This window comes from Acidovorax facilis (genome assembly GCF_050626955.1).
In the GTDB taxonomy this organism is placed as follows: Bacteria; Pseudomonadota; Gammaproteobacteria; order Burkholderiales; family Burkholderiaceae_C; genus Acidovorax; species Acidovorax facilis.
Genome location: NZ_CP192460.1, coordinates 1,706,581 through 1,730,980, shown reverse-complemented (window position 1 = coordinate 1,730,980; position 24,400 = coordinate 1,706,581). Strand labels below are relative to the sequence as shown.

The window sequence follows — 24,400 nt, the reverse complement described above, 5'->3', positions numbered from 1 at the left end:
AAACACCATGAGCACGATGGAGCGGATTCTTCGCCTGATGAGCGAAAAGAAGGCATCAGACGTCTACCTGTCGGCCAATGCCCCGGCACTGATCAAGATCAACGGCGAATGCATCCCGATCAACAACCAGATCCTGCCGCCCGATGCGCCGCGCAACCTGCTCTCCGAAGTGGTTCCTCCAGATCGCATCGAAGAACTGGAGGAAACCGGCGAGCTGAACATGGGCGTGCCGCTCAGCGGTGTGGGCCGCTTCCGTATCAGTGCCATGCGCCAGCGCGGCAGCTACGCGGTGGTGATCCGTTTCATCTCGCAGCAGATTCCCGAATTCGACTCGCTGGGCCTTCCACCCGTGATGCGCGAACTCATCATGGAAAAGCGGGGCCTGATCCTGATGGTCGGCGCCACGGGCTCGGGCAAGAGCACATCCCTGGCGTCGATGATCGACACCCGCAATGAAGCACTCACCGGCCACATCCTCACCATTGAAGACCCGGTCGAGTACCAGTTCAAGAACAAGAAATCCATCGTCAACCAGCGCGAGATCGGCAGTGATACCCAATCGCTGCAGACCGCCCTCAAGAACGCGCTGCGCCAGGCGCCGGATGTGATCCTGATCGGCGAAATCCGCGACCGCGAAACCATGTCGGCCGCCATTGCCTACGCCCAGTCCGGCCACTTGTGTCTGGCCACGCTGCACGGCAACAACAGCTACCACGCGCTCAATCGCATCTTGTCGTTCTATCCCGTCGAAGTGCGTCCCACCATGCTGGGCGACCTGGCATCCGCCCTGAAGGCCATCATCTCCCAACGCCTGGTGCGCACCATCGACGGCAGCCGTGCTCCGGCGGTGGAAGTCATGCTCAACACCAAGCTGGTGTCCGACCTGATCGAAAAAGGCGATTTCTCAGGCGTCAAAGAAGCGATGGAGAAGTCCATGGCCGAAGGTTCGCTGACCTTTGAGGAAGCCCTCGCCCGGTTGATCATGGACTCCAAGATCGACCGCAAGGAAGGCATGGCCTACGCTGACTCGCCTACCAACCTCATGTGGCGCTTGCAGAACGATTTCTCCCTGGCCGCCAATGCCGCCAAGGCGCAGAAGGAAGCGCGGGATGCACCCGACGACGCGCCTTCCTTCACCGAGATCGTGCTGGACGTCAAACCAGCGGCATGAAATGTCTCCGCCCTGAGTCGCCTGCGGCGCCTTCCCCCTGGGGGACGACGCCCTCGCTGCGGGGCGGTCCTTGGCTTGCCGTCTCTCGCCTAGGCCGCGCTGATGCTTACGCTTCGCTCTCTAACTACAGCTGACTGCACGGCCCCATCCCACCGAATCCCCAATGTCCCGTACCCTGCACCTCGCCGAACAGCTCATTTCCCTGCCCTCCATCACCCCCGAGGATGCGGGCTGCCTGGACCTGCTGGCCGCGCGGCTGGCTCCGCTCGGGTTTGTGTGTGAGCGCCTGGACAGCGGCCCGGCGGACTTTCGTGTCAGCAACTTGTGGGCAAAAAGGCCTGTAGCGCTTGATGGAAAGGCGCAAGCAGCTATTAAAACCATAGTGTTTGCCGGCCACACCGATGTCGTACCCACAGGCCCGCTGGCACAGTGGAGCAGCGACCCGTTTGTGCCTACCCACAAGGACGGCAAGCTCTATGGCCGTGGTGCCAGCGACATGAAAACCTCCATCGCCGCCTTTGTCGTGGCGGTGGAAGAGTTCCTGGCCGCCACGCCCGATCCGCAGATCGCGCTGGCATTTCTTCTGACCAGCGACGAGGAAGGCCCCTCGGTGGATGGCACCAAGGTCGTGGTCGAGAAACTCAAAGCACGTGGTGAAAAGCTCGATTACTGCATCGTGGGAGAACCCACATCCGTCGAAAAAACGGGCGACATGATCAAGAACGGGCGGCGCGGCACGCTCAGTGGCAAGCTCTCTGTGCGCGGTATTCAGGGGCACATTGCCTACCCGCAACTGGCCCGCAACCCCATTCACCAGGCCCTGCCCGCACTCACGGAGCTGGCGGCCACGGTGTGGGACGAGGGCAACGCGTTTTTCCCGCCCACCAGCTGGCAGATCAGCAACATGCACGGCGGCACGGGTGCCACCAATGTGATTCCGGGAGAGGTCGTGATCGACTTCAACTTCCGCTTCTCGACTGAATCCACTGCCGAAGGCCTGCAGCAGCGTGTGCACGCCGTGCTGGACCGCCATGGCCTGGAATACGACCTGCGCTGGACGCTGGGCGGCCAGCCGTTTTTGACAACCCCCGGTGAACTGGTGGGCGCCGTGCAGCAGGCCATCACTGCAGAGACCGGGCTGACCACCGAACTCTCCACCACGGGCGGAACCAGCGACGGCCGTTTCATTGCCCAGGTGTGCCCCCAGGTGATCGAACTCGGCCCCCCCAACGCCAGCATCCACAAGATCGACGAGCACATCGTCGTGGCCGACATTGACCCCCTCAAGAACATCTACCGCCGCACGCTGGAAAACCTGCATGCGCAGGCCCTGGCCGCCAATGGAGTGCCAGCATGAACACTCCACAACAGCACCCCACCGTCGCGGGCGATACCGTGGGTGCCCTGGTCGAATCGGGTGCGCAGTGCCTTGCCGCAGCAGGCGTCTCCTTTGGCCACGGTACCACCAATGCCCACGACGAAGCCGCTTGGCTGGTGCTCTGGCGTCTAGGGCTGCCGCTGGACAGTGATCTGTCGGAAGCCCCCGATTCCATGAAGAATCAGCCCGTAGCGCCCGCCGATCAAGCGCTGGTAGCTACTCTTTTTGAAGAGCGCATCCGCACCCGCAAGCCCGCCGCCTATCTCACACAAGAGGCCTGGCTGCAGGGTGTACCGTTCTATGTGGACGAACGCACCATCGTGCCGCGCAGCTTCATTGCCGAACTGCTGGTCGACGGGGGGGCTGACGAGTACCTGAGCGACCACACCCGCCAGGTGCTGGACCTGTGCACGGGTAACGGCAGCCTGGCCGTGCTGGCGGCCATGGCCTGGCCCGAGGTGCAAGTGACGGGCGCCGACATATCGCCCGATGCGCTGGCGGTAGCCCGCATCAACGTGGACAAACATGGCCTGCAAGACCGCATCCAGCTGCAGCTGTCCGATGGCCTGGCTGCACTGCCCGGCCCCTGGGACCTGATCCTGTGCAATCCGCCCTACGTGAATGCGGCCAGCATGGCCGCCTTGCCCGCCGAATACCGTGCCGAGCCCGAGCTGGCCCTGGCCGGAGGCAACGATGGCATGGACTTTGTGCGCCAGCTGTTTGCCGCTGCTCCCGCCTGCATGAGTGAGGATGCAGTGATCATTCTGGAGATTGGCAACGAACGCGCTTACTTCGAGGCCGCTTTCCCCCAACTGCCTGTTTTCTGGCTCGATACCAGTGCAGGTGAAGACCAGGTTTTGCTGGTGACTCGGCAGGCCTTGGCCGCCCAAAGCCGGCTCACGGCACAATAGAGGGTTGCGCGCCACCGGCTTGTTGCATCCCTTGGATGGTTTGCAACAGCCTTGGCCCCCTGCTTTTTCACGCCACCCGCCCAGTGCGGGTGCGCTTTTTTCTGAGTTCCGGATGATCACCCTCAAGAACGTTACCCTGCGACGCGGCGCCAAAGTCGTGCTCGACAGCGTTTCCGCCACCATCAACCCCGGCGAAAGCGTAGGCCTTGTGGGCCGCAATGGCGCGGGCAAGTCGAGCCTGTTTGCCTTGCTCAGCGGCAAACTGCACGAAGACGGGGGAGATTTCTACATCCCCACCAGCTGGCGCATGGCGGAGGTCGCGCAGAACATGCCCGAAACCGACCAGTCGGCCACTGACTTTGTGTTGGAGGGTGACACGCGTCTGGCCGAGGTCCAGCAACAGTTGCTGGATGCAGAGGCCAGCGACGACGGCATGGCCATCGCCCATGCTTATTCGGACCTGCACGACGCCGGCGCCCATGATGCGGTGGCACGCGCGCAGGCACTCATTCTGGGCCTGGGCTTTCGCGTGAGCGAGCTCGACCACCCCGTCAACAGCTTTTCGGGCGGCTGGCGCATGCGCCTGCAACTGGCGCGCGCGCTGATGTGCCCCAGCGATTTGCTGCTTCTGGACGAGCCCACCAACCACTTGGACTTGGACGCCCTCGTCTGGCTCGAAGCTTGGCTCAAGCGCTACGCGGGCACCATGATCGTGATCAGCCATGATCGCGAGTTTCTGGACGCCATCACCAACGTCACCCTGCAAATCCAGCAAGGCGAGTTGAACCGCTACGGTGGCAACTACAGCAAGTTCGAAGAGCTGCGCGCCCAGCAGCTTGAACTGCAACAGGCCAGCTTCTCCAAACAGCAGGAGAAGATGGCCCATCTGCAGAAGTTCATCGACCGCTTCAAGGCCAAGGCCAGCAAGGCCAAGCAGGCGCAAAGCCGCGTCAAGCAGCTCGAACGCATGGAAAAGATTGGCCCCGTGCTGGCCGAGGCGGACTTCACCTTCGAGTTCAAGGAACCCGCCAATCTGCCAAACCCGATGCTGGCCATCAGCGATGCATCATTTGGCTATGTGGACGACGAGGGCACGCCCACCACCATCCTCACCGGCGTCAATCGCTCGGTGCTGGCGGGCCAGCGCATCGGCATCCTGGGTGCCAACGGCCAGGGCAAGTCCACGCTGGTCAAAACCATTGCCCGCACCATGAAGCCCCTGGGCGGCAGCGTGACCGAAGGCAAGGGCCTGAACATCGGCTACTTTGCCCAGCAGGAATTGGACGTGTTGCGCCCCAGCGAGAACCCGCTGGAGCACATGATCCGCCTGGCCAAGGAACTGGGCCCCGACATCAAGCAACCCAGCCGCGAGCAAGACCTGCGCAGCTATCTGGGCACGTTCAACTTCACGGGCGACATGGTCAAGCAGGCCGTGGGCACCATGAGCGGTGGCGAAAAAGCCCGCTTGGTGCTGGCCATGATCGTCTGGCAGCGTCCCAACCTGCTGCTACTGGACGAACCTACCAACCACCTCGACTTGGCGACCCGCGAGGCCCTGGCCATGGCGCTCAACGACTTCGATGGCACCGTCATGCTGGTCAGCCACGACCGTTCGCTGCTGCGCTCGGTCTGCGAAGACTTCTGGATGGTGGGCCGGGGCGTTGTGGGGCCCTTCGATGGCGATCTGGACGACTACCAGCGCTACCTGCTCGAAGAGTCCAAACGCCTTCGCGAAGAGGCACGCCTGGCCGAGCAGGCACAGGTCTCGGTGGCAAGCTCCACGGCCCCCAAGGCCAACGCACCTTCAGCGGCAGCAAATCCCGCTCCTGTCGCGGCCCCGGTGCCCACACCGACCTCCGCCACAACCCCTTCAAGGGACGGGCGAGAACAACGCAAACTGGATGCCCAGGCGCGCCAGCAACAAGCCGAAAAAACACGGCCGCTCAAAAAAGAGCTGGAGCAGATCGACAAGCGCCTGGCGACGCTGGCTGGCGAACGGGCTGCGCTCGAGCACAAGCTCACGCAGGCCCTGCCCCCGGCCGAGATCGCCGAGTGTGGCCGCGCCCTGAAGGCAGGCAATGATGAGACGGCCCAACTGGAAGAACGCTGGCTGGAAATTTCTTCCGAATTGGAAGAAATTTCGGCAGCAGCATAGGCCAAAAATGTAAATTCATGTAATCACAAAGTGATCGTTATTCGACCTTTGCGCTTATCCAGCAATCATTTTTAGCTATTATTTTTGATAGCGGTGTAGAGGTAAACCTGCGGGCACTTACGGTTGCATTTTTTTGCGAGACGCTGTCAACGGACAGTAGATGGGCCGCGTTGTTGGTACATCACAGGAGTTTTCCAGCATGAATACCACCGCAATCTTGTCCGCTTGGCCCGAAGACGAACGCGATCGCAAGCGCGCTCCCGCCCGCTTCTGAAGGCTGGCAGCCAGCTTCCCGCTTCAAGCGCCCATGCAATGCCAGCCTCAAAATCGAAGTACAAAACGTACCAAGGTACCGGTTGTGTTTCTGCCGAACGGCCCATTTCATAGGCTCCTCGAAGCAAGATAACCGGTAGCCCCTTCCCTCTTGCTCCTCCAACAAAAAACCCCGCATTGCGGGGTTTTTTGTTTTTCCAAGCCTTCGGGTATCAACCCATGTGCAGGCCACCGTTGACCGAGAAATCGGCACCGGTCGCGTAGCCACCCTCATCCGAAGCCAGCCACGCGATGATGGAAGCGATTTCGCTGGGTTCACCGAGGCGCTTGACGGGAACCGTGGCCACGATCTTTTCGAGCACATCAGGGCGGATCGCCTTGACCATGTCGGTGCCGATGTAGCCGGGGCTCACCGTATTGACCGTCACGCCCTTGGTGGCCAGCTCCTGCGCCAGGGCCATCGAAAAGCCATGCATGCCCGCCTTGGCAGCAGAGTAGTTGGTCTGGCCCGCCTGGCCCTTTTCACCGTTCACCGAGCTGATGTTGATGATGCGGCCCCAGCCCTTTTCCACCATGTCGGCCACCACCTGCTTGGTGACGTTGAACATGCTGTTGAGGTTGGTTTCAATCACCGCATCCCAGTCTTCGCGCGACATCTTGAGGAACATGCGGTCGCGGGTGATGCCGGCGTTGTTCACCAGCACGTCGATGGTGCCGTGCTCGGCCTTGGTCTTGCCAAAGGCTTCTACCGTGGAATCCCAGTCGCCCACATTGCCCACCGACGCATAGAAGGTGTAGCCCAGGGCTTTCTGCTCGGCCAGCCACTTGGCATGGTCACGGGTAGGGCCACAACCTGCGATGACCTTGAAGCCCTCCTTGTGCAGGCGCTGGCAAATGGCAGTCCCGATGCCGCCCATGCCGCCGGTGACGTATGCAACTTTCTGGCTCATGTGATTTCTCCTTGTTAGTGATTTGCTCAACAGCCACTCTACCGAAGAAATCTACCGCCGCCGTGAAGGAAAACACTGAAGCCCTTTTCTTTTTGGCATATCGGCATGCGTCATGCGCCTTACGCGCTATGTGTCTCGGCAGAGTCACAGTTTTGGTGCAGGCCACAGCCTTCCAACGATCCCATAGAAACATCTTGCAACCACCTGCGCACGCCGAAGTGGGGCCACGGCGGCCATACGTTCACCCTGAAGCCAGAAATAGAAAAAGCCGCGTCGTAACGCGGCTTCGATTTTTGGCTTTGCACCTGAGAAACGGCTGAACCGCAGGTGCAAACAGGCGCAGGGGCTCCTATTAGCGCTCCAAGGCCAGGGACACACCCATGCCGCCACCAATACACAGCGCTGCCAAGCCCTTCTTGGCATCGCGACGCTGCATTTCGTGCAGCAGGGTCACCAGGATGCGGCAGCCGGAAGCGCCGATGGGGTGGCCGATGGCGATGGCACCGCCGTTCACGTTCACCTTGGCAGGGTCAATCCCCAATTCCTTGTTCACCGCGCAGGCTTGTGCGGCAAAGGCTTCGTTCAACTCGAACAGATCCACATCGGCAGCGTTCCAGCCTGCGCGCTGCAGGGCCTTGCGTGACGCTGGCACCGGGCCCATGCCCATGGTGGCGGGATCGAGTCCGCTGGTGCCGAATGCAGCGATGCGTGCCAGGGGCTTGAGGCCCAGGGCTGCAGCTTTCTTAGCGGTCATCACCACCACAGCGGCTGCGCCGTCGTTCAGGCCCGATGCGTTGCCCGCCGTCACGCTGCCGGCCTTGTCGAATGCGGGGCGCAGGCCTGCCAGCGCTTCGGCGTTGGTCTTGCGGTTGAGGTATTCGTCGGCGTTGAACAGGATGGGGTCGCCCTTCTTCTGCGCCAGGCTCACACCCACGATTTCGTCCACAAACTTGCCTGCGTCTTGTGCAGCTGCTGCCTTTTGCTGACTGCCCAATGCCAGGGCATCCTGCATATCGCGCGTGATGCCATAGGCCTTGGCCACGTTTTCAGCGGTGATACCCATGTGGTACTGGTTGTACACGTCCCACAGACCGTCCACGATCATGGTGTCGATGAGCTTCCAGTCGCCCATGCGCTGGCCATCGCGGGAGCCGGGCAATACGTGGGGCGCCATGCTCATGCTCTCTTGGCCGCCAGCCACGACGATCTCGCTGTCACCCCAGGCCACAGCCTGCGCAGCAAGCATCACGGCCTTCAAGCCTGAGCCGCACACCGCATTGATCGTGAGCGCAGGAGTTTCCTTGGCCACACCGGCCTTCATGGAAGCCTGCCGGGCGGGGTTCTGGCCCACGCCAGCGGCCAGCACCTGGCCCATGATGACTTCACCAATCTGGTCGGACGACAGGCCCGCGCGCGCGATGGCTTCGCGGATCACGATGGCGCCCAGTTCGGTCGCAGGCGTCTTGGCCAGCGCACCACCAAACTTGCCCACAGCAGTGCGGGCGGCCGAAACGATGACGATGTCTTCCATGGAATGTCCTTGTGGTTGGAGGTTGTTGGTTGCTTGGTAATTCTCGCAGTGCTGAAAGTCAGGACTTTTGCGTATCAGGCTTTCTGCTTCACGTAGCTGCCAGGTGCGGGCTCGATGGCCTTGAACTTGGTGCCCTTGCCATAGCTCTTGGGCGCTGCAATCTGCTTGCCTGCATGGCCTTTGATCCAGCCGGCCCAGTCGGTCCACCAGCTGCCGGGGTGCTCGGTAGCGCCGTCCAGCCATTGGTCGAGCGTGGCGGGCAGCTTGCCGTCGGCGCGGATCCAGTGGCTGCGCTTGCCTTTGGCGGGCGGGTTGATGACGCCCGCAATGTGGCCCGAGGCACCCATCACAAAGCGCTTCTTGCCGGGTAGCACCTGGGTGGACGCATAGGCGGCGTTGATGGGCACGATGTGGTCTTCGCGCGAGCCATAGATGTAGACGGGCAGCGTGAGGTTTCCCAGGTCCATCTTCTCGCCACACACGGTGAGCTTGCCCGGTTGGACGAGGTTGTTTTCAAGGTAGAAATTGCGAAGGTACCAAGCGTAAAACGGGCCTGGCAGGTTGGTGCTGTCGCTGTTCCAGTACAGCAGGTCGAACGGGGGCGGTGTTTCGCCCTTGAGGTAGTTGCCCACCACGTAGTTCCACACGAGGTCATTGGGGCGCAGAAAGCTGAAGGTCGAGGCCAGGTCCTGCCCCTTCATGAGGCCGCCCTTGCCCATCTGCATCTCGCGGAACTTCACGAAAGCCTCGTCGATGAAAACGTCGAGGATGCCGGTGTCCGTGAAGTCGATCAGTGTGGTGAGGAAAGTGGCGCTGGCCACGGGCTCATCGCCGCGTGCTGCCAGCACGGCCAGCGCGTTGCTCAGGATGGTGCCGCCTACGCAAAAACCCAGCGCATTGATCTGGTCGGCGCCCGTGATGTTCTGCACCACGTCGATGGCGGCCATGGCGCCGTCTTCCACGTAATCGTCCCAGGTCTTGTGGGCGAGGCTGTCGTCAGGGTTGCGCCAGCTGACCACAAAGGTCCGGTGGCCTTGCTCCACGGCGTAGCGGATCAGAGAGTTCTCGGGCTGCAGGTCGAGGATGTAGAACTTGTTGATGCACGGCGGCACGAGCAGGAAGGGCCGCTCGTACACCTTGGCGGTCAGCGGCTTGTATTCGAGCAACTGGAACAGTTCGTTCTCGTACACCACCGCGCCTTCGGTAGTGGCCACGTTGCGCCCCACCTCGAACAGGCTTTCGTCGGTCATCGACACATGGCCCTGCGTGATGTCGTGCAGCAGGTTCTGCATGCCCTTGGCAATGCTCTCGCCCTTGGTCTCGATGGCTTTTTTCTGTGCTTCGGCGTTGAAGGCCAGGAAGTTGCTGGGCGCCATGGCAGCCATCCACTGCTCCACGCCAAAGCGGATGCGGGCCTTGGTCTTTTCGTCAGCCTCGACCGCGTCGGCCAGCCCCATGAGGGTGCGGGCATTGAGCAGGTAGGCTGCGGCTGAGAACGCAGCAACGGGGTTGCTGGCCCAGCCCTCGCCGGAGAAGCGGCGGTCCTTGACTTCGGGGGTTCCCTGCAGGCCCTGGGCCCAGAGTTCCTGCGCGTCTTTCAGGTACTGCTGCTGCAGGGACTGCAGCTTGGTGGGCGAAAATTTCAGGGGTGGTGCTGCAGGAACCTGGCTGCCCATGTCCAGCTTCTGGAACGACTGCAGCGCCTGCGACCAGCTTTGCCCGAAAATCTTCTGGAACTGCTCGGCACTCTCGGCCCAGGGTGATTCAGAATTCATGCTCTTTCCTCAGTGATTGGTCGCTCGCAGCGGCAAAGCTTCTGGTTTTTTATCTCTCGGGTTCATTGTTGCCGAGCCCTTTGCACATGGCAACGGATTCAACGCTTGCACTGAACACAAACCAATGTACCTCATCGTCATCGCCTGGACCTACGTCACCCTCATGATGGCGGTGGCCGAAGCCACCAGCCCCAACGGCACCGTGCTCGGCGCCGTGATCACCTTTGCGCTGTATGGCATGCTGCCCATGGGCATTCTGGTGTACATCCTTGGCACACCTTCGCGCAAGCGGGCGATCAAGGCACGCGAGGCCGCAGAGCAGGCGGCCTACGATGCGGAGCAAGCCGCAGCCGCAACCACTGCCACGGCGTCAGCTGCGCCAGATGCAGGCGGCGAAGCGCCCGCTAGCGCCGAGGGCCCCACTGTCGCGGCGGTGCGAAAAGAACCGTGAAGCGTTGGTTACGGTGCACCAAGGCGATGTGCCATCGTTGCCGTGGATGTGGGTGATCCCCAGCGCCTGCAGCCGCAGCCGAGCCAGTCCAGCCAGGTCGCACAGGTATTTTCCTTTGGCACTGCCGCTGGGCACAAAACACGCCTCTGAAGCCGGGTTCGCCTCGCAAAATGCCGCGCGCACCTCGGCCCCCACTTCAAAGGCCTGCGGGCCAATACAGGGACCCAGCCAGACCAGGGTGTCCTGGGCGAACGTTTGGGCAGGATCGTTTGCTTCTATTTTGATAGCGTTTAGCGCTTTGCCATCCAGCGCCAGGGCCTCAAAACGCTTGAAGACCGATTCCAGTACTCCCTGCCCGCCCACTCCGGCCAGCCCGCGCCAGCCCGCATGCGCCGCCGCCACCACACGGCCTGAACGGTGTGCGAGCAGCACCGGCAGGCAGTCCGCCACCATGATGGTGCAGGCCACACCGGGCGCGGTGGCCACGCAGGCATCGGCGTCGATGCCATCGGGTGTGCTGCTGTCCAGGTGCACCACGCCATCGCCGTGTACTTGGTTCAGAAACACCGCCCGTGTGCCATTCGCCACCGCAGCGACCGTGGATTGCAGCCGCATGCGGTTGGTGTGCACGGCGGCCGCGACATCACCCACATGGGTCCCCAGATTCAGGCTGTCATAGGGTGGCAGGCTCACGCCCCCCGTGCGTGTGGTGCACAGTGCAAACACGCCCTCGGGCGCGGGCCAGTCGGGCATCAGACAGTCGGCCGCCGCCAGAGGGCCTTCGTGCGAGGTCAAGCTTCGTGGTCCGGGCAGGCGGACGGCTGGGCCTTCTGGAATGCGGGCAACGCCATGCAGGCGTCGAATGCCCCCATCGTGAGTGGCAGGCCACCCAGGTCCACGTTGAAACGCTGGCCGTTGAAGATTTGCGGCACCAGGCAGCAGTCGGCCAGCGTGGGGGTGTCGCCCCAGCACAGCACGGAGGGAGGCAGGCCCTGGGTTTCGCGCTCTTGCGCCAACAGTGCCAGCTGGCGCTCAAAGGCCTCCAGCCCGCTGCGCACCCAGTGGTGGTACCACGCTTTCTTGGCCCCCTCGTCCACCTTCAGCTCGCGCACCAGGTACTTGAGAACGCGCAGGTTGTTGATGGGATGGATTTCGCACGCCACCATCTGCGCCAGCGCACGCACGTGTGCCCGCGCCAGGGGCGTGGCAGGCAGCAGCGCGGGCGTAGGGTGGGTTTCCTCCAGGTATTCGATGATGGCCATCGACTGGGACAACGCCGCTCCGTCATCGGTCACGAGCGTGGGTACCAGCGCATCGCCGATGCGGCTCGCGTACGCCGGGACCTGGTGCTCACCCTTGACGAGGTGCACGGGGATGTAGTCGTAAGGCAAGCCCTTGATCTGCAGCGCGATGCGCACACGGAACGAGGCGGAGGAACGGAAGTAGTTGTAGAGCTGCATGCAGAAAATACGTTGTGAAAGGGGACGTTTCAAAGCGTGACAGTGGGGCCCCACACTACCGCGGGCGCTGAATGGGCAAGCCTCGGGGCCGCCCGGGTCCGTCAGGCGCCCGAGGCCCCTGCCGGGTCCTGGTGGTTGTAGACAACCTTGGACAGGATGGCCATCAGATCGGCGCGCTCCTGCGCGTTGAGTGGCGCCATCAGCCGCTCCTGCACACGCTGGGCGGCATCACGCATCTGCAGCGCGGCCACCTCGCCCTCGGGGGTGATCCACAGCAGTTTGCGGCGGCGGTCGCGGGTGTCGGGCTCGCGGCGGATCCAGCCGCGTTTTTCGAGCCGCCCAATTACCGAGCCCGATGTGGCAGCGTCGAACGCCACGCGGGACGCCAGCGTGACCTGGTCTTCACCGGGCCGCGCCAGCAGCTCGTGCAGGATGGCGAACTGCACCGGCGTCACGTCAAACCCCGCAGTCTCTTCCATGAAAAGCGCCACGGTTCGCTGGTGGGCACGGCGCACCAGGTGGCCTGGCGTGTTGTGGAAATCGAAGCTCTTTGCCATGGGCGCGAGTGTAGCGCCCCCCAGCAGTCGGCCCGCGCCCATGGCACACTGCCACACCGAGGGCGCGCAGGGTCCACCCCGGGGTTTTTGCGACACAGTCCTTGCCCTGGCATCCGCGCCGTCCGGCAACCATTCATTTCCATTGAACCCAGAAATTCGAGAGGCTGACATGAGCTACGTGTTTTCTCCCGCCCCCGTGGCCAGCGTGCCCGTGGTGGGCAGCGGCGACCGCTTTCCCGTACACCGCATTTATTGCGTGGGCCGCAACTATGAAGAGCATGCCAAGGAAATGGGCTTCACCGGCCGCGAGCCACCCTTCTTCTTCATGAAGCCCGCCGATGCCATCGTGGTGGTCAACGCGGGCGAAACGGGCCAGCTGCCCTACCCCAGCCTCACCGCCAACCTGCACCACGAGATCGAACTGGTCGTGGCCATCGGCAAGGGTGGCAAAAACATCAAGGCCGCCGACGCATTGGCACACATCTACGGCTATGCCGTGGGCCTGGACATGACACGCCGCGACCTGCAGAACGACATGAAAAAACAGGGCCGCCCCTGGTGCATCGGCAAGGGCTTTGATGCCAGCGCGCCCATTGGCCCCATCACCCCGGCCGCCCAGGCGGGCGACGTTGCCAAGGCGGCCATCTGGCTGCAGGTCAACGGAGCGGACAAGCAGCGCAGCAGTGTGGCGCAGCTGATCTGGAACATTGCCGAAACCATCGAACACCTTTCGGCCGCGTGGGAGCTGCAGCCCGGCGACCTGATCTACACCGGTACCCCCGAAGGCGTGGGCGCCGTAGTGCGCGGCGATGTGCTGGAGGGTGGTGTCGAAGGCCTGGGCACGCTGCGGCTGAGCGTGGTGTAACGCCCCTGGCCTGGGCGCCGCGCGGCCCCAACCCGGACGCACAGCCTCCGCACTATGCTTTTCATAGCTGCTTGCGCTTATTGATAAAGCGCTGGCAGCCGATCTGATTCGAAAAATTCTCCGATGACCTTCCGCAGCCCCATCAAACACTGCCGCGCCTGTGGCACCGCCGTGGTCTACCGCCTGCCGGACGACGGCGACACCAAACAGCGCGCGGTGTGCCCCATGTGCAACACGGTGCACTACGAAAATCCACTCAACGTGGTGGGCACCGTGCCCGCGTTGCCCGATGGCCGCGTCCTGCTGTGCAAGCGCAACATCGAACCCCGCTGGGGCAAGTGGACCCTGCCCGCAGGCTTCATGGAGCTGGACGAAACCACGGCCCAGGGCGCCGCGCGAGAAACAGACGAAGAGGCTGGCGCCCAGATTGAAATGGGCCCGCTGTTCAGCCTGCTGAATGTGCGCCGAGTGGGCCAGGTACACCTGTTTTACCGCGCCACGCTGCTGAGCGACCAGTTCAACCCCGGCTACGAGACCATCGAGGCACGTCTGTTTGCCGAAGACGAGGTGCCCTGGGACGAGCTGGCCTTCCGCACCGTGAAGGAAACCCTGCAATGCTACTTTGCCGACCGCAAGGCGGGCGCCATGGGTATGCACTTCATTGACATCGAATAGGCCGTGGGATGACTGCCACTACCACCTCCACGTCCCCTGCCCCGGCCAGCACACCTCCCGAAGGCCTGCCAGCCTACCGCTTGCTCACAGGTCCTGATGACGCCAGCTTTTGCCGCCGTGTCAGCGACGCGCTGGCACCGGGCTACCGGTTGTACGGATCCCCCGCCGCCACGTTCAACGGCCAGAACGTGATCGTGGCGCAGGCCATTGTGTGGCCTGGCACAGTGGTCTGACCTCCGCCCGTCCGACGCATCGCCGGTCGCGGGCCGTCAGCCGCCGAGCGCGCCGTGTCACGGCTTGGCGGGTATGACGATGACGGTACTGCCATCGCCCGAGGTTCCGGTATTACCGGTGTTGCCCTTGCTACCAGTGTTGCCGGTGTTGCCCTTGGCACCCGTGGCACCTGTATCCCCCTGGTAGCCCGTGGCGCCTTGCATGCCGGTAGCACCCGTGCTGCCCTGCCCGCCTGTGGCCCCTGTGGACCCCATGCTGCCCGTAGCCCCTGTGTAACCCGTGTTTCCCTGGTTGCCCGTGGCTCCGGTGGCTCCGGTATAGCCGGTGTCACCGGTCTTGCCGGTATATCCCGTATTGCCGGTATTGCCCTGCGCTCCCGGGGGGCCCATGGGGCCGGTGCAGGCGCCGAGGGTGAGGGTGGCCAGCACAAGCAAGGTGGTGGTAATCGTTTTCATGGTGAGTCCTTTGGCGTTGCATGCAGTCCAACAACGACTGCATGGGCCAATGTGCGGGCCCCACCATGAAAGGTCTGTTCGTTTACGCGCATAAGCCAGGCGCCAGCCGCACCATGGAGTGACTGGCGACGCCGTCCTACAACGTCAAAGTTGGCAGCGTTGTGCAACGCTTCGGTGGCTTGGGGTGCGCAGGCCCACCCCGCCGCTTCGCACCTACCCGCCCACCCGCTCCTCGGCTGGCACAGGCGGCCGGGACGAACCAGCAGGGTCCGTGGTGACCGGTGGCAGCCCATCACCGCTGGGCCGTGGCGGAGTGCCGGGCCAGGGGGCCGGTGCAGGGGGGGATTGCGCATCCCCTCCGAACAGGCCCCGGATCCATTCCCGCATCGCGCCCAGTGATCCATCCGCCGGTGGCGGGGGGGTATCCACAAACTCGTCTACAAAGCGGTCATTCCCGTTGATCGCCCTGGTGCGAATGGCCTGCTGCATGAACTCGCCCACCATGGGCAACGCGCTGCGCGCCCCCTGCCCCCACGCATCGCTGCGCAGCGTGATGCGGCCGTCGTTGAAACCCGCCCAGGCACCCGCCACAACGCGCGCGTGCATCAGGATGAACCAGCCGTCGGTGTTGTCCTGCGTGGTGCCGGTCTTGCCCGCCACATCGGCCTGGATGCCATAGCGGGTGCGGATTGCGGTGGCCGTGCCCCGGTCGATGGCGCCGCGCATGGTGTTTCGCAAGGTCTGCGCGGCGCGTGGCTCGAAAACCGTTTCGGGGGCAGACGGCGCAAAAGTCTCCAGCACCTTGCCGTGGCGGTCCTCGATGCGGGTAATCAGCACGGGCTCCACATAGCGGCCCAGATTGGCGATGGAGCTGTAGGCCGTCACCATTTCCTTCAGGGTGACCGGGCTGGTGCCGAGCGCCAGGGATGGCACCTCTTCCAGCGGCGACTGGCGCACCCCCAGGGCCCGGGCCACCTCGGCCACGCGGGCCGCGCCCACCTGCTGCATGACCTGTGCGGTGATGGTGTTCTTGGAAAACGCCAGGCCATCGGCCAGCGTCATGGGCTGGTCGCTGGGCGGGCCGCCATCGGTGGGGCGCCAGACGCGGCCTCCGCCCAGGGGGATTTCTACGGGCCCGTCCATCAGCGTATCGCTGGGCGACGCGCCACTGGCAAACGCCGCGCCATACACAAAGGGCTTGAACGTGGAGCCGGGCTGGCGCCGCGCCGCCTGCACATGGTCGAACGGGTCTTGCGCAAAGTCGCGGCTGCCCACCCACGCCAGCACATGACCGGTGACCGGGTCCTGCGCCAGAAAACCAGCCTGCACGCGCGTCTTCTCGGCGCGCAGTTTCTGCAGGAAGGCGGTGTCATCCAGCAGCGCCTGCAAGGCCTCTTCCGGGGCCTGGCCCTTGTCCACGGCGTTGCGGTATTCGGGGCTTTCGCGCACCAGCGTCTGCACCAGCTCGCTCTTCGGGCCCCAGCCATTGCGCTGGGACCAGGCGGTGTCGGCCACGCCCTGCAACTGGCGCCCTTGGCGCGCCACGGCCTGGTTGGCAATGGCCTGCAGGCGCGAGTCGATGGTGGTGCGGATCACCAGGCCATCGGCATACAGGTTGTAGCCATGGCTGTCGGCCCACTCGATGAGCTGCTTGCGCAGCTGCATCGCAAAGTGGGGCGCGGGGCCCATGACCTCGGTCTGGCGCTCGAAATTGACGCGCAGCGGGCGTTTTTGCAGGGCCTCCAGCTGCTTTTCTTCGAGCTTGCCGCGCTTGACCATTTGCGACAGCACGGTGTTGCGCCGTGCCTGGGCACGCTCGGGGTTGAGCACGGGGTTGTAGTAGGCCGTGCCCTTGAGCATGCCGATCAGCGTGGCGCTTTCCAGCACGTTGAGCTTGTCGGCCGACTTGTCGAAATACGTGCGCGCGGCCATCTCGATACCGTAGGCGTTGTAGAGGAACGGCACGGTGTTGAGGTAAGTCTCCAGGATCTCGTCCTTGGTATACGACGCCTCGATCTTGAGCGCGGTGATCGCCTCCTTGAGCTTGCGCGTGAGGGCCTGTGGGAACACGCGCGAGCGCCCGATCTCCTCCGGAAACAGGTTGCGTGCCAGCTGCTGCGTGATGGTGGAGCCACCCTGAGGGTCCCCGCGCAGCGTGTGCACCACCGACGATGCCGTGCGCCGCCAGTCCAGACCAAAGTGGTCGTAAAAACGGTGGTCTTCGGTGGCGATGAGGGCGTTCACCACGTTGGGCGATATCTGGCTCAACTCCACCCATTCGCGGTTGGCCCAGCGGTATTCGGCCAGCAGCTTGCCGTCCACCGACATGAGCTGCGCGGGCAGCTCGCTTTTGGCCTTGCGGATGTCACTGATGGAGGGGGTGAACGGGATCAGCACCAGCGTGTAGACCAGCACGGCGGCAGGCACGGCCAGGGCTCCCCACATCAGCGCGCGGCGCAGCGGGCGGGGTATCCAGGCGAACAGGCCGGCCAGCCAGCGGAACAGGGCCGCCGCGCGGGCCTGAAAGGAAAGCAGCAATGTGCGCATCAAAAACTCAGAGAAAGGGGAGATTGCTTCAGGCGCCTGTGCCCGACAGCAGGGCCAGCATGCCGGCTTCGTCCAGCACGGGCACGCCAAGCTCTTCGGCCTTGGCCAATTTGCTGCCGGCCTCGGCGCCCGCCACCACATAGCTGGTCTTCTTGCTGACCGAACCGGCCACCTTGGCGCCAGCGGCTTCCAGCATGTCCTTGGCCGCGTCGCGGCTCAGGGTGGGCAAGGTGCCGGTCAGCACCACGGTTTTACCCGCCAGGATCTGCGGGGCACGCTCGGCCACCGGGCCTTCGGGCCAGGTCACGCCGCAGGCGCGCAGTTGCTCGACCACCTCACGGTTGTGCGGCTGCTGGAAGAAGGTGTGCAGGCTCTGTGCCACCACGGGGCCCACATCGTTCACCTCCAGCAACTGCTCCACGCTCGCATCCATGATGGCGTCCAGCGTGCCAAAGTGCCGAGCGAGGTCCTTGGCCGTGGCCTCGCCCACATGGCGCAGCCCCAGGCCGAACAGGAAGCGCGGCAAGGTGGTCTGCTTGGATTTTTCGAGCGCAGCCAGCACGTTCTGGGCCGATTTCTCGGCCATGCGCTCCAGCGCGATGAGCGACGTGAGGCCCAGCCGGTACAGGTCGGGCAGCGTACGGATCACGTTGGCGTCCACCAGCTGGTCCACCAGCTTGTCGCCCAGGCCTTCGATGTCCATGGCGCGGCGCGCGGCAAAGTGCAGTATGGCCTCCTTGCGCTGCGCGGCGCAGAACAGGCCACCCGTGCAGCGGTGGTTGGCTTCACCCTTTTCGCGGACCACATCGCTACCGCACACGGGGCAGACCTTGGGCATGCGAAAGTTGGGGACGTATACCTCGCGAGGAGGATTTCCGTGACGTTGCTTGATAGGGACACCATCAACAGAAATGACTTCCGTTGCATCGGTGAGTGGGGGCATGACTCCCACGACTTCGGGAATCACATCACCGGCTCGGCGCACGATCACCTGATCGCCCACCCGCACGCCTTTTTTGCGAATCTCGAACAGGTTGTGCAGCGTGGCATTGGTGACGGTAACCCCACCGACAAACACAGGAGTAAGACGCGCTACCGGCGTGATCTTGCCCGTACGCCCCACCTGCACGTCGATGCCCTCGACCTTGGTGGCCATCTCCTGGGCCGGGTACTTGTGCGCCACGGCCCAGCGCGGCTCGCGGGTCTTGAAGCCCAGGTCGCGCTGCAACTGCAGGGAATTGACCTTGTAGACCACACCGTCGATGTCGTACGGCAGCGCATCGCGGCTGGCGCCCACCTGCTGGTGAAATGCTACCAATTCAGTAGCGCCTACCGCAATCTGCACCTGCGCTGCAACTGGAAAACCCCAGGACTTCAGCGTCTGCAGCATCTCGTAGTGCGTGCGGAACACCGGCCCGCCATCGCCGGGCGGCGTGATGGCGCCCAGGCCATAGGCAAAAAAGCTCAAGGGGCGCTGGGCGGTGATGCCAGAGTCGAGCTGGCGCACAGCACCCGCTGCGGCGTTGCGTGGGTTCACAAAGGTCTTGCCGCCCTGCTCCCGCTGGCGCTCGTTGAGAGCATCAAAGTCTGCGCGGCGCATGTAGACCTCGCCACGTACTTCGAGCAGCGGCGGTACACCGCCAGGCAGCGTGAGGGGTATCTGCCGGATCGTGCGGATGTTGTGCGTCACGTCCTCGCCCACCTCGCCATCACCGCGCGTAGCGGCCTGCACCAGGCGGCCGTTTTCATAGCGCAGGCTCATGGCCAGGCCGTCAAACTTGGGCTCGGCCACGTATTCGATGGCAGGGTCCGATTCCAACAGGCCCAGCTCGCGCCGCACGCGGGCATCAAACGCCTGCGCGCCGGTGGCCTCGGTGTCGGTTTCGGTGTGGATGCTGAGCATGGGCACCGCGTGGCGCACCGATGCCAAGCCCTCCATCACCGCACCAATCACGCGCTGCGTGGGCGAATCGGGGGTGACGAGGTCGGGGTGCGCGGCCTCCAGCGCCTGCAACTCGCGGAACACACGGTCGTATTCGGCATCGGGCACCGTGGGTTCGTCCAGCACGTAGTACTGGTGCGCCCAGTGGTTGAGCTGGTTGCGCAGTGCTTTGATTTTGATAGCTGGTTGCGCTTGATCTGCGGGCGCTGGAGCCGAAAAAAGGTCCAAATTGTCGGTCATGACCGTACCAACGCTCAACTGAAGAGGCGCCGGGCCAATACAGAACCTGCCGACAGGTCGCGTCCATCCAACTGGTCGTACAGCAGCTCCAGGTCCGCAGCAATCGGATCCATGGCCATCGCGGGCAGCGGCTGGCCGTTCTGGTCGCAGAGCACCCCATCCATCGCGTCGCACAGCGCGGCCCCTACGTCGCGCAGGCGCGCAAAGGGTTGTTCGGTACGGTGGACTTGCGCCACGTCCAGGCTCAGAGTGATGTCACGGATGGCGGACTGGTCGGGGTCTTCGGCCAGCGCAGCCTGGGTGTCGTAGCCCAGCGTGAGCAGGGGCGGCAAGCCCTGTGCGCTGGCAGGCAGCACTAGGCGGCCGGGCATGGCACCGGGCACAAAGCCCAGGCGGGCGGCGTTCTGCTGCACGTAGCCGGGGCTCCAGGCGGCCTGGCGGGCGCGCAGCATGAACATGAGCTGGGCATCGTGGTCGCTGGCGAACTGGTCCAGCTCGCGGGCGCGGGCCACTTCCTGCAGCATGTCGGGGAAGTCAGGGGCGGCATTGATCGCGTCGGCAAACGCCTGGGCCTTGACGACGAACTCGGAAAACTCGATCTCGTTGAGCGCGCCCATGCGGTTGGCCAGCTGCACGCCGGCCTGGAAGCTGTGGTAGCGCTGGCCCGGTGCAGGGGTTTCCCACTGCTGGTTCGCTTCGTTGAGGCCTTCGATGGCAAACGGCTTGCTGCCTGCGCGGCGGGTCGGCGGCAGCGCGGCCAGGGCAGCATCGCCCGACACCACATGCTCGGGCTGCAGCGATGCAATGACATCGATGAGCGGATCGAGCCCGGGGCGACGCTCCAGCGAAAACGGTGGCACGGGCAGCTGCAGGGCCTCATCGGCATCGACCGCATGCTCCGAGGGATCGGGGCCCCGGTCGAGGCCGTGAAACTCACCCGGCGGTACGGCCACGGCAGCCCCCGCATCGAAGCCGGGCTCCTGGCGCTGGACCGGCTCACCGGCGGGATCCACGGGCTCTTGCGGCAGCGCGCGCTTGGGCGCATTGCGGCGCGAGGTCCAGGTGTTGTAGGCCACGATGAGGGCCAGCACCAGACCGCCGATGATGGCCAGACTCAGTTGCAATGTGCTCATGGGTTCAGAGAATTTGAGTTTTTCAGGCGTCGGCCATCGAAAGCGCGGACTCCATGTCCACCGCCACGATGCGCGACACGCCCTGCTCCTGCATGGTCACGCCGATCAGTTGCTCGGCCATTTCCATCGCGATTTTGTTGTGGCTGATGAACAAAAACTGCGTGCCCTTGCTCATGCTGGACACGAGCTTGGCATAACGCTCGGTGTTGGCGTCGTCCAGCGGCGCGTCCACCTCGTCCAGCAGGCAGAACGGCGCGGGGTTGAGCTGGAAGATGGCAAACACCAGCGCGATGGCCGTGAGGGCCTTTTCGCCCCCCGACAGCAGGTGAATGGTCTGGTTCTTCTTGCCGGGTGGCTGGGCCATCACCTGCACGCCGGAATCAAGGATTTCGTCGCCCGTGATGATGAGCTTGGCCTGGCCGCCGCCAAACAGCTCGGGGAACATGCGCCCGAAGTGGCCGTTGACCGTATCGAAAGTGCCTGAGAGCAGCTGGCGTGTTTCGCCATCGATCTTGCGGATCGCGTCTTCCAGCGTGTTCATGGCCTCGGTCAGGTCGGCGGTTTGCGCATCGAGGAAGATCTTGCGTTCGCTGGCCAGCTTCAGTTCGTCCAGCGCTGCCAGGTTCACGGCGCCCAGGGCGGCAATCTCGCGGTGCAGGCGGTCGATTTCGCTTTGCAGGCCACCCACGCGCACATTGCCTTCGGTGATCGACTGGGCCACGGCTTCGAGGTCGGCCTGGGCGTCGGTCAGCAAGGTGGTGTACTGCTCCAGGCCCAGGCGCGCGGCCTGCTCCTTGAGCTGGAATTCGGTGATGCGCGCGCGCAGCGGGTCGAGCGCACGTTCGAGCTGCATGCGGCGTTCATCGCTGGCGCGCAGCTTGGTCGTCAGATCGTCGTATTCGCTGCGCTGGGCACCAAGGGCCTTTTCGCGCTCCATCTTCACTTCCAGCGCGGCCTGCAGGCCGCCTTGGGCGGCGGCGTCAGAGAGACGGGCGAGTTCATCGCGCGCACGCTGCTCTTCGTCAGCCAGGGCCTTGGCCTGCTGGGTGGCGGTTTCGATGGAGCGGTTGAGTTCGCCCCGGCGCGCCTCCAGGCTGCGCTGCGAAAACGTGGCCTCCTGCGCCTGGCGCTCCAGCGTGCGCTGCTGCTCGCGGCAGGCGGTGAGTTTGCGCTCGGCTTCGATGACCTTGTCGCCCAGCTGGGCCTCGCGCTCCTGGCTGTCGGCCAGCTGCATGTCCAGTTCTTCAAAGCGTGCCTCGGCGGCCACGCGGCGCTCCTGCAGGTCGGCCAGCTGGGCTTCCACCTCGGCCAGATCGCCGTCGATTTGCTGGCTGCGTGCGCGGGTCTGCTCGGCCAGCTGGGTCAGGCGCAGGGTTTCGACTTGCAGCTCGTGGGCACGACTTTGTGTTTCGGTGGCTTCGCGGCGTGCGGCCACGAGGCGCTGGGAAGCATCGGCATACGCAGCCTCTGCGCGGACCAGGGCCGTGCGCGATTCTTCCGCGATCAGGGCCTGCGCGCGCAGCTCTTTTTCGAGGTGCTCTATTTCCTGCGCGCGGGCCAGCATGCCGGACTGCTCGGAGTCCTGCGCATAGAAGCTCACGCTGTGCGCGCTGACAGCATGGCCCGTGGGCACAAACACCACTTCGCCTGGCTGCAGCTGGCTGCGGCGGGCCAAAGCGTCGTCCAGCGTGGGAGCGGTGTAGCACCCCTGCAGCCAGTCCACCAACACCGCACGCAGGCCCGCATCGTTCAGGCGCAGCAGGTCCGACAGGCGGGCGTGGGGGGACGATGTTTCGGGGTGGCCCGCAGCGGGGGCGCTGTAGAAAGCCAGGCGTGCGGGCGGCGCATCGTTACCGCCGGAACCCAGGAAGCCGCGCACCATGTCCAGGCGCCCTACTTCCAGCGCGGCCAGTCGCTCGCGCAGGGCCGCCTCGAGCGCGTTTTCCCAGCCGGGCTCGATGTGGATGCGGCTCCACAGTCCTTGCAGGCCGTCGAGCCCATGTTTGGCAAGCCAGGGACGCAGCTTGCCGTCGGTCTTGACCTTTTCCTGCAGCGCCTTCAGGGCCTCCATGCGGGCCGACAGGTCGGCCTGGCGAGCGCTTTCGGTGTTGACGGCCTGCTGGCGCGCGCGGCGGTCGTCGTCGAGCTGGGGTACGGACTCCTGCAGCTCGTGCAGGCGGGCTTCGGTCGTTTCTGCGATCTCTTGCGCTTCTTCGAGCTGCTCGCGCAGGTTGGTCAGGCGGGCTTCGTCGGGCGCGGCCAGCGCGTTGCGGTCGGTGCGCAGGCGCTCGAAACGGGCGTCGAGCTGGCGGCTTTGCTCGTCAAAGCTGCGCTGCTCGGCAGCGAGCACGCCAATCTGCTGCTGCACCTGCACCACGGCAGTCCGTTGCTCGGCCGTGCGGCTTTGCGCTTGGCGCAGGGCCTCTTCCAGGTCGGGCAGCTGCATGGCCTGCTCTTCGACCTGGGCGGCCAGCATCTCGGCGCGTTCTTCGGCGTCCACACCGGCACCGGCCAGGTTTTCGAGTTCGATGTCGGCCTCTTCCTTGCGGGCCTGCCACTGGGCGATCTGCTCAGCCAGCGTGACCAGGCGCTGCTCCACGCGCTGGCGGCCTTCTATCACGTAGCGGATCTCGGCTTCGAGCTTGCCGACTTCGGCCGTGGCTTCATAAAGCTTGCCCTGGGCCTGGTTCACCTGGTCGCCAGCGGCGTAGTGGGCCTGGCGGATGGTTTCGAGGTCAGACTCCACCGCGCGCAGATCGGCCATGCGCGATTCCAGGTCGTTCACGGCCTGCAGGCCGTCCAGGCGCACCTTGTTCTGCTGCTCCTCGGCCTCGGCCCGCTTCAAAAACCACAGCTGGTGCTGCTTGAGCGTTGCGTCGGCCTGCAGGGTGTTGTACTTGGCGGCCACCTCCGCCTGCTTTTCGAGCTTTTCGAGGTTGGCGTTCAGCTCGCGCAGGATGTCTTCAACCCGCGTGAGGTTCTCGCGCGTATCCGACAGGCGGTTTTCGGTCTCGCGGCGACGCTCCTTGTATTTGGAGACGCCCGCAGCCTCTTCGAGGAACAGGCGCAGTTCCTCAGGGCGGCTTTCGATGATGCGGCTGATGGTGCCCTGGCCGATGATGGCGTAGGCACGGGGCCCCAGGCCCGTACCCAGGAACACGTCCTGCACGTCGCGGCGGCGCACGGGCTGGTTGTTGAGGTAGTAGCTGCTGGTGCCGTCACGCGTGAGCACGCGGCGCACGGCCACCTCGCCGTACTGGCCCCACTGCCCGCCCGCGCGGTGGTCGGAGTTGTCGAAGACCAGCTCCACACTGGCGCGGCTGGCCTGCTTGCGGGTAGTGGTGCCGCTGAAGATCACGTCCTGCATGGACTCGCCACGCAGCTCGCTGGCCTTGCTCTCGCCCAGCACCCAGCGCACCGCATCCATGATGTTGGACTTGCCGCAGCCGTTCGGGCCCACCACGCCGACCAGTTGCCCGGGCAGCATGAAGTTGGTGGGTTCAGCGAACGACTTGAAACCGGAAAGTTTGATCGAGGTGAGACGCACGGGTCAGGGGGCGGGCAAAAAGAGGAAGAAGGCTGGGGTGCAAAAAGTGGCGCCAGACGGACGTTCCGGGCCGGAACACGCAGGCCGCAGCAAGGGCGGAATGATACCGCGCCGCCCGATGACCACGGGCCCTTGGCAGCATGCCCAGAC

General features: G+C 64.2%; 19 protein-coding genes. 8 read left to right on the top strand and 11 right to left on the bottom strand.

Going from position 1 to position 24,400, the window contains the following annotated elements; genetic code table 11:
- The first annotated feature begins 7 nt into the window (after positions 1-7).
- The 4 genes from ACQ4MJ_RS07780 to ACQ4MJ_RS07765 all read left to right on the top strand — a co-directional run bounded on the left by ACQ4MJ_RS07780 (position 8) and on the right by ACQ4MJ_RS07765 (position 5,615).
- Positions 8-1,171 (top strand): PilT/PilU family type 4a pilus ATPase, encoded by a 1,164-nt coding sequence (locus ACQ4MJ_RS07780; RefSeq protein ID WP_055397852.1) that lies wholly within the window; start codon positions 8-10, stop codon positions 1,169-1,171.
- Between the two features lie 163 nt (positions 1,172-1,334).
- A complete protein-coding gene (dapE, locus tag ACQ4MJ_RS07775; protein ID WP_431149318.1) occupies positions 1,335-2,528 on the top strand; it encodes a succinyl-diaminopimelate desuccinylase in 1,194 nt (397 codons plus the stop codon).
- A complete protein-coding gene (gene prmB / locus ACQ4MJ_RS07770) occupies positions 2,525-3,460 on the top strand; it encodes a 50S ribosomal protein L3 N(5)-glutamine methyltransferase (RefSeq protein ID WP_228895455.1) in 936 nt (311 codons plus the stop codon). The genes dapE and prmB overlap by 4 nt, the downstream gene beginning before the upstream one ends.
- A 112-nt stretch (positions 3,461-3,572) precedes the next feature.
- Entirely contained in the window at positions 3,573-5,615 is a 2,043-nt protein-coding gene (locus ACQ4MJ_RS07765) for an ABC-F family ATP-binding cassette domain-containing protein (RefSeq protein WP_431149320.1), read from the top strand.
- A gap of 485 nt (positions 5,616-6,100) precedes the next feature.
- On the opposite strand, the gene phbB is transcribed toward ACQ4MJ_RS07765, so the two are convergent.
- The 3 genes from phbB to ACQ4MJ_RS07750 form a co-directional block, all read right to left on the bottom strand.
- Entirely contained in the window at positions 6,101-6,838 is a 738-nt protein-coding gene (phbB, locus tag ACQ4MJ_RS07760; RefSeq protein WP_121420225.1) for an acetoacetyl-CoA reductase, read from the bottom strand.
- 352 nt (positions 6,839-7,190) lie between these two features.
- Positions 7,191-8,369: an acetyl-CoA C-acetyltransferase gene (locus ACQ4MJ_RS07755; protein ID WP_121420226.1), complete on the bottom strand. Its 1,179-nt coding sequence runs from the start codon at positions 8,367-8,369 to the stop codon at positions 7,191-7,193.
- 74 nt (positions 8,370-8,443) lie between these two features.
- Positions 8,444-10,144: a PHA/PHB synthase family protein gene (locus tag ACQ4MJ_RS07750; RefSeq protein WP_431149321.1), complete on the bottom strand. Its 1,701-nt coding sequence runs from the start codon at positions 10,142-10,144 to the stop codon at positions 8,444-8,446.
- A gap of 124 nt (positions 10,145-10,268) precedes the next feature.
- On the opposite strand from ACQ4MJ_RS07750, the gene ACQ4MJ_RS07745 reads away from it, so the two are divergent.
- On the top strand, positions 10,269-10,595 hold the full coding sequence (locus tag ACQ4MJ_RS07745) for a hypothetical protein (protein WP_121420228.1): 327 nt from the start codon (positions 10,269-10,271) through the stop codon (positions 10,593-10,595).
- On the opposite strand, the gene ACQ4MJ_RS07740 is transcribed toward ACQ4MJ_RS07745, so the two are convergent.
- The 3 genes from ACQ4MJ_RS07740 to ACQ4MJ_RS07730 all read right to left on the bottom strand — a co-directional run bounded on the left by ACQ4MJ_RS07740 (position 10,515) and on the right by ACQ4MJ_RS07730 (position 12,612).
- On the bottom strand, positions 10,515-11,348 hold the full coding sequence (locus ACQ4MJ_RS07740; protein WP_431153099.1) for a polyphenol oxidase family protein: 834 nt from the start codon (positions 11,346-11,348) through the stop codon (positions 10,515-10,517). The two genes, ACQ4MJ_RS07745 and ACQ4MJ_RS07740, sit on opposite strands and share 81 nt — an antisense overlap.
- A 38-nt stretch (positions 11,349-11,386) precedes the next feature.
- Positions 11,387-12,055, bottom strand: coding sequence for a maleylacetoacetate isomerase (gene maiA / locus ACQ4MJ_RS07735; RefSeq protein WP_431149322.1), 669 nt, complete (start codon positions 12,053-12,055; stop codon positions 11,387-11,389).
- A 101-nt stretch (positions 12,056-12,156) separates the two neighbouring features.
- The gene (locus tag ACQ4MJ_RS07730) at positions 12,157-12,612 is read right to left on the bottom strand and encodes a MarR family winged helix-turn-helix transcriptional regulator (RefSeq protein ID WP_426304089.1); all 456 of its coding nucleotides are present in this window, start codon (positions 12,610-12,612) and stop codon (positions 12,157-12,159) included.
- Positions 12,613-12,781: 169 nt separating this feature from the next.
- Between ACQ4MJ_RS07730 and ACQ4MJ_RS07725 the strand changes: the two genes are divergently transcribed.
- From ACQ4MJ_RS07725 to ACQ4MJ_RS07715, 3 genes are all read left to right on the top strand, one after another.
- Complete coding sequence (locus ACQ4MJ_RS07725; RefSeq protein WP_055397839.1) at positions 12,782-13,477, top strand: fumarylacetoacetate hydrolase family protein; 696 nt, start codon at positions 12,782-12,784, stop codon at positions 13,475-13,477.
- A gap of 123 nt (positions 13,478-13,600) precedes the next feature.
- On the top strand, positions 13,601-14,152 hold the full coding sequence (locus ACQ4MJ_RS07720; RefSeq protein WP_431149325.1) for an NUDIX hydrolase: 552 nt from the start codon (positions 13,601-13,603) through the stop codon (positions 14,150-14,152).
- Positions 14,153-14,160: 8 nt separating this feature from the next.
- Positions 14,161-14,385 carry a DUF1737 domain-containing protein gene (locus ACQ4MJ_RS07715; protein ID WP_431149326.1) on the top strand — a complete coding sequence of 75 codons (225 nt, stop codon included), beginning with the start codon at positions 14,161-14,163 and terminating at the stop codon, positions 14,383-14,385.
- A 57-nt stretch (positions 14,386-14,442) separates the two neighbouring features.
- Here the strand turns inward: ACQ4MJ_RS07715 and ACQ4MJ_RS07710 are convergent, their stop codons facing one another.
- The 5 genes from ACQ4MJ_RS07710 to smc form a co-directional block, all read right to left on the bottom strand.
- Positions 14,443-14,841, bottom strand: coding sequence for a hypothetical protein (locus ACQ4MJ_RS07710; RefSeq protein ID WP_055397836.1), 399 nt, complete (start codon positions 14,839-14,841; stop codon positions 14,443-14,445).
- Between the two features lie 213 nt (positions 14,842-15,054).
- Positions 15,055-17,388, bottom strand: a complete 2,334-nt coding sequence (locus tag ACQ4MJ_RS07705; protein WP_431149328.1) for a penicillin-binding protein 1A — start codon at positions 17,386-17,388, stop codon at positions 15,055-15,057.
- A gap of 28 nt (positions 17,389-17,416) precedes the next feature.
- Complete coding sequence (gene ligA / locus ACQ4MJ_RS07700) at positions 17,417-19,570, bottom strand: NAD-dependent DNA ligase LigA (protein ID WP_431149329.1); 2,154 nt, start codon at positions 19,568-19,570, stop codon at positions 17,417-17,419.
- A gap of 14 nt (positions 19,571-19,584) precedes the next feature.
- On the bottom strand, positions 19,585-20,703 hold the full coding sequence (locus tag ACQ4MJ_RS07695) for a cell division protein FtsZ (RefSeq protein WP_431149331.1): 1,119 nt from the start codon (positions 20,701-20,703) through the stop codon (positions 19,585-19,587).
- A 22-nt stretch (positions 20,704-20,725) separates the two neighbouring features.
- Positions 20,726-24,250 (bottom strand): chromosome segregation protein SMC, encoded by a 3,525-nt coding sequence (smc, locus tag ACQ4MJ_RS07690; RefSeq protein ID WP_431149332.1) that lies wholly within the window; start codon positions 24,248-24,250, stop codon positions 20,726-20,728.
- Positions 24,251-24,400 lie beyond the last annotated feature (150 nt).

Bases quoted from the DNA above. Each gene is read 5' to 3' on its own strand.
- ACQ4MJ_RS07730 (WP_426304089.1), bottom strand. From the start codon at position 12,612: ATGGCAAAGAGCTTCGATTTCCACAACACGCCAGGCCACCTGGTGCGC.
- ACQ4MJ_RS07780 (WP_055397852.1), top strand. From the start codon at position 8: ATGAGCACGATGGAGCGGATTCTTCGCCTGATGAGCGAAAAGAAGGCA.
- ACQ4MJ_RS07715 (WP_431149326.1), top strand. From the start codon at position 14,161: ATGACTGCCACTACCACCTCCACGTCCCCTGCCCCGGCCAGCACACCT.
- prmB (WP_228895455.1), top strand. From the start codon at position 2,525: ATGAACACTCCACAACAGCACCCCACCGTCGCGGGCGATACCGTGGGT.
- ACQ4MJ_RS07755 (WP_121420226.1), bottom strand. From the start codon at position 8,369: ATGGAAGACATCGTCATCGTTTCGGCCGCCCGCACTGCTGTGGGCAAG.
- ACQ4MJ_RS07705 (WP_431149328.1), bottom strand. From the start codon at position 17,388: ATGCGCACATTGCTGCTTTCCTTTCAGGCCCGCGCGGCGGCCCTGTTC.
- dapE (WP_431149318.1), top strand. From the start codon at position 1,335: ATGTCCCGTACCCTGCACCTCGCCGAACAGCTCATTTCCCTGCCCTCC.
- phbB (WP_121420225.1), bottom strand. From the start codon at position 6,838: ATGAGCCAGAAAGTTGCATACGTCACCGGCGGCATGGGCGGCATCGGG.
- ACQ4MJ_RS07695 (WP_431149331.1), bottom strand. From the start codon at position 20,703: ATGAGCACATTGCAACTGAGTCTGGCCATCATCGGCGGTCTGGTGCTG.
- ACQ4MJ_RS07750 (WP_431149321.1), bottom strand. From the start codon at position 10,144: ATGAATTCTGAATCACCCTGGGCCGAGAGTGCCGAGCAGTTCCAGAAG.
- maiA (WP_431149322.1), bottom strand. From the start codon at position 12,055: ATGCAGCTCTACAACTACTTCCGTTCCTCCGCCTCGTTCCGTGTGCGC.
- ACQ4MJ_RS07710 (WP_055397836.1), bottom strand. From the start codon at position 14,841: ATGAAAACGATTACCACCACCTTGCTTGTGCTGGCCACCCTCACCCTC.
- ACQ4MJ_RS07765 (WP_431149320.1), top strand. From the start codon at position 3,573: ATGATCACCCTCAAGAACGTTACCCTGCGACGCGGCGCCAAAGTCGTG.
- ACQ4MJ_RS07740 (WP_431153099.1), bottom strand. From the start codon at position 11,348: ATGCCCGACTGGCCCGCGCCCGAGGGCGTGTTTGCACTGTGCACCACA.
- ACQ4MJ_RS07745 (WP_121420228.1), top strand. From the start codon at position 10,269: ATGTACCTCATCGTCATCGCCTGGACCTACGTCACCCTCATGATGGCG.
- ligA (WP_431149329.1), bottom strand. From the start codon at position 19,570: ATGACCGACAATTTGGACCTTTTTTCGGCTCCAGCGCCCGCAGATCAA.
- ACQ4MJ_RS07720 (WP_431149325.1), top strand. From the start codon at position 13,601: ATGACCTTCCGCAGCCCCATCAAACACTGCCGCGCCTGTGGCACCGCC.
- ACQ4MJ_RS07725 (WP_055397839.1), top strand. From the start codon at position 12,782: ATGAGCTACGTGTTTTCTCCCGCCCCCGTGGCCAGCGTGCCCGTGGTG.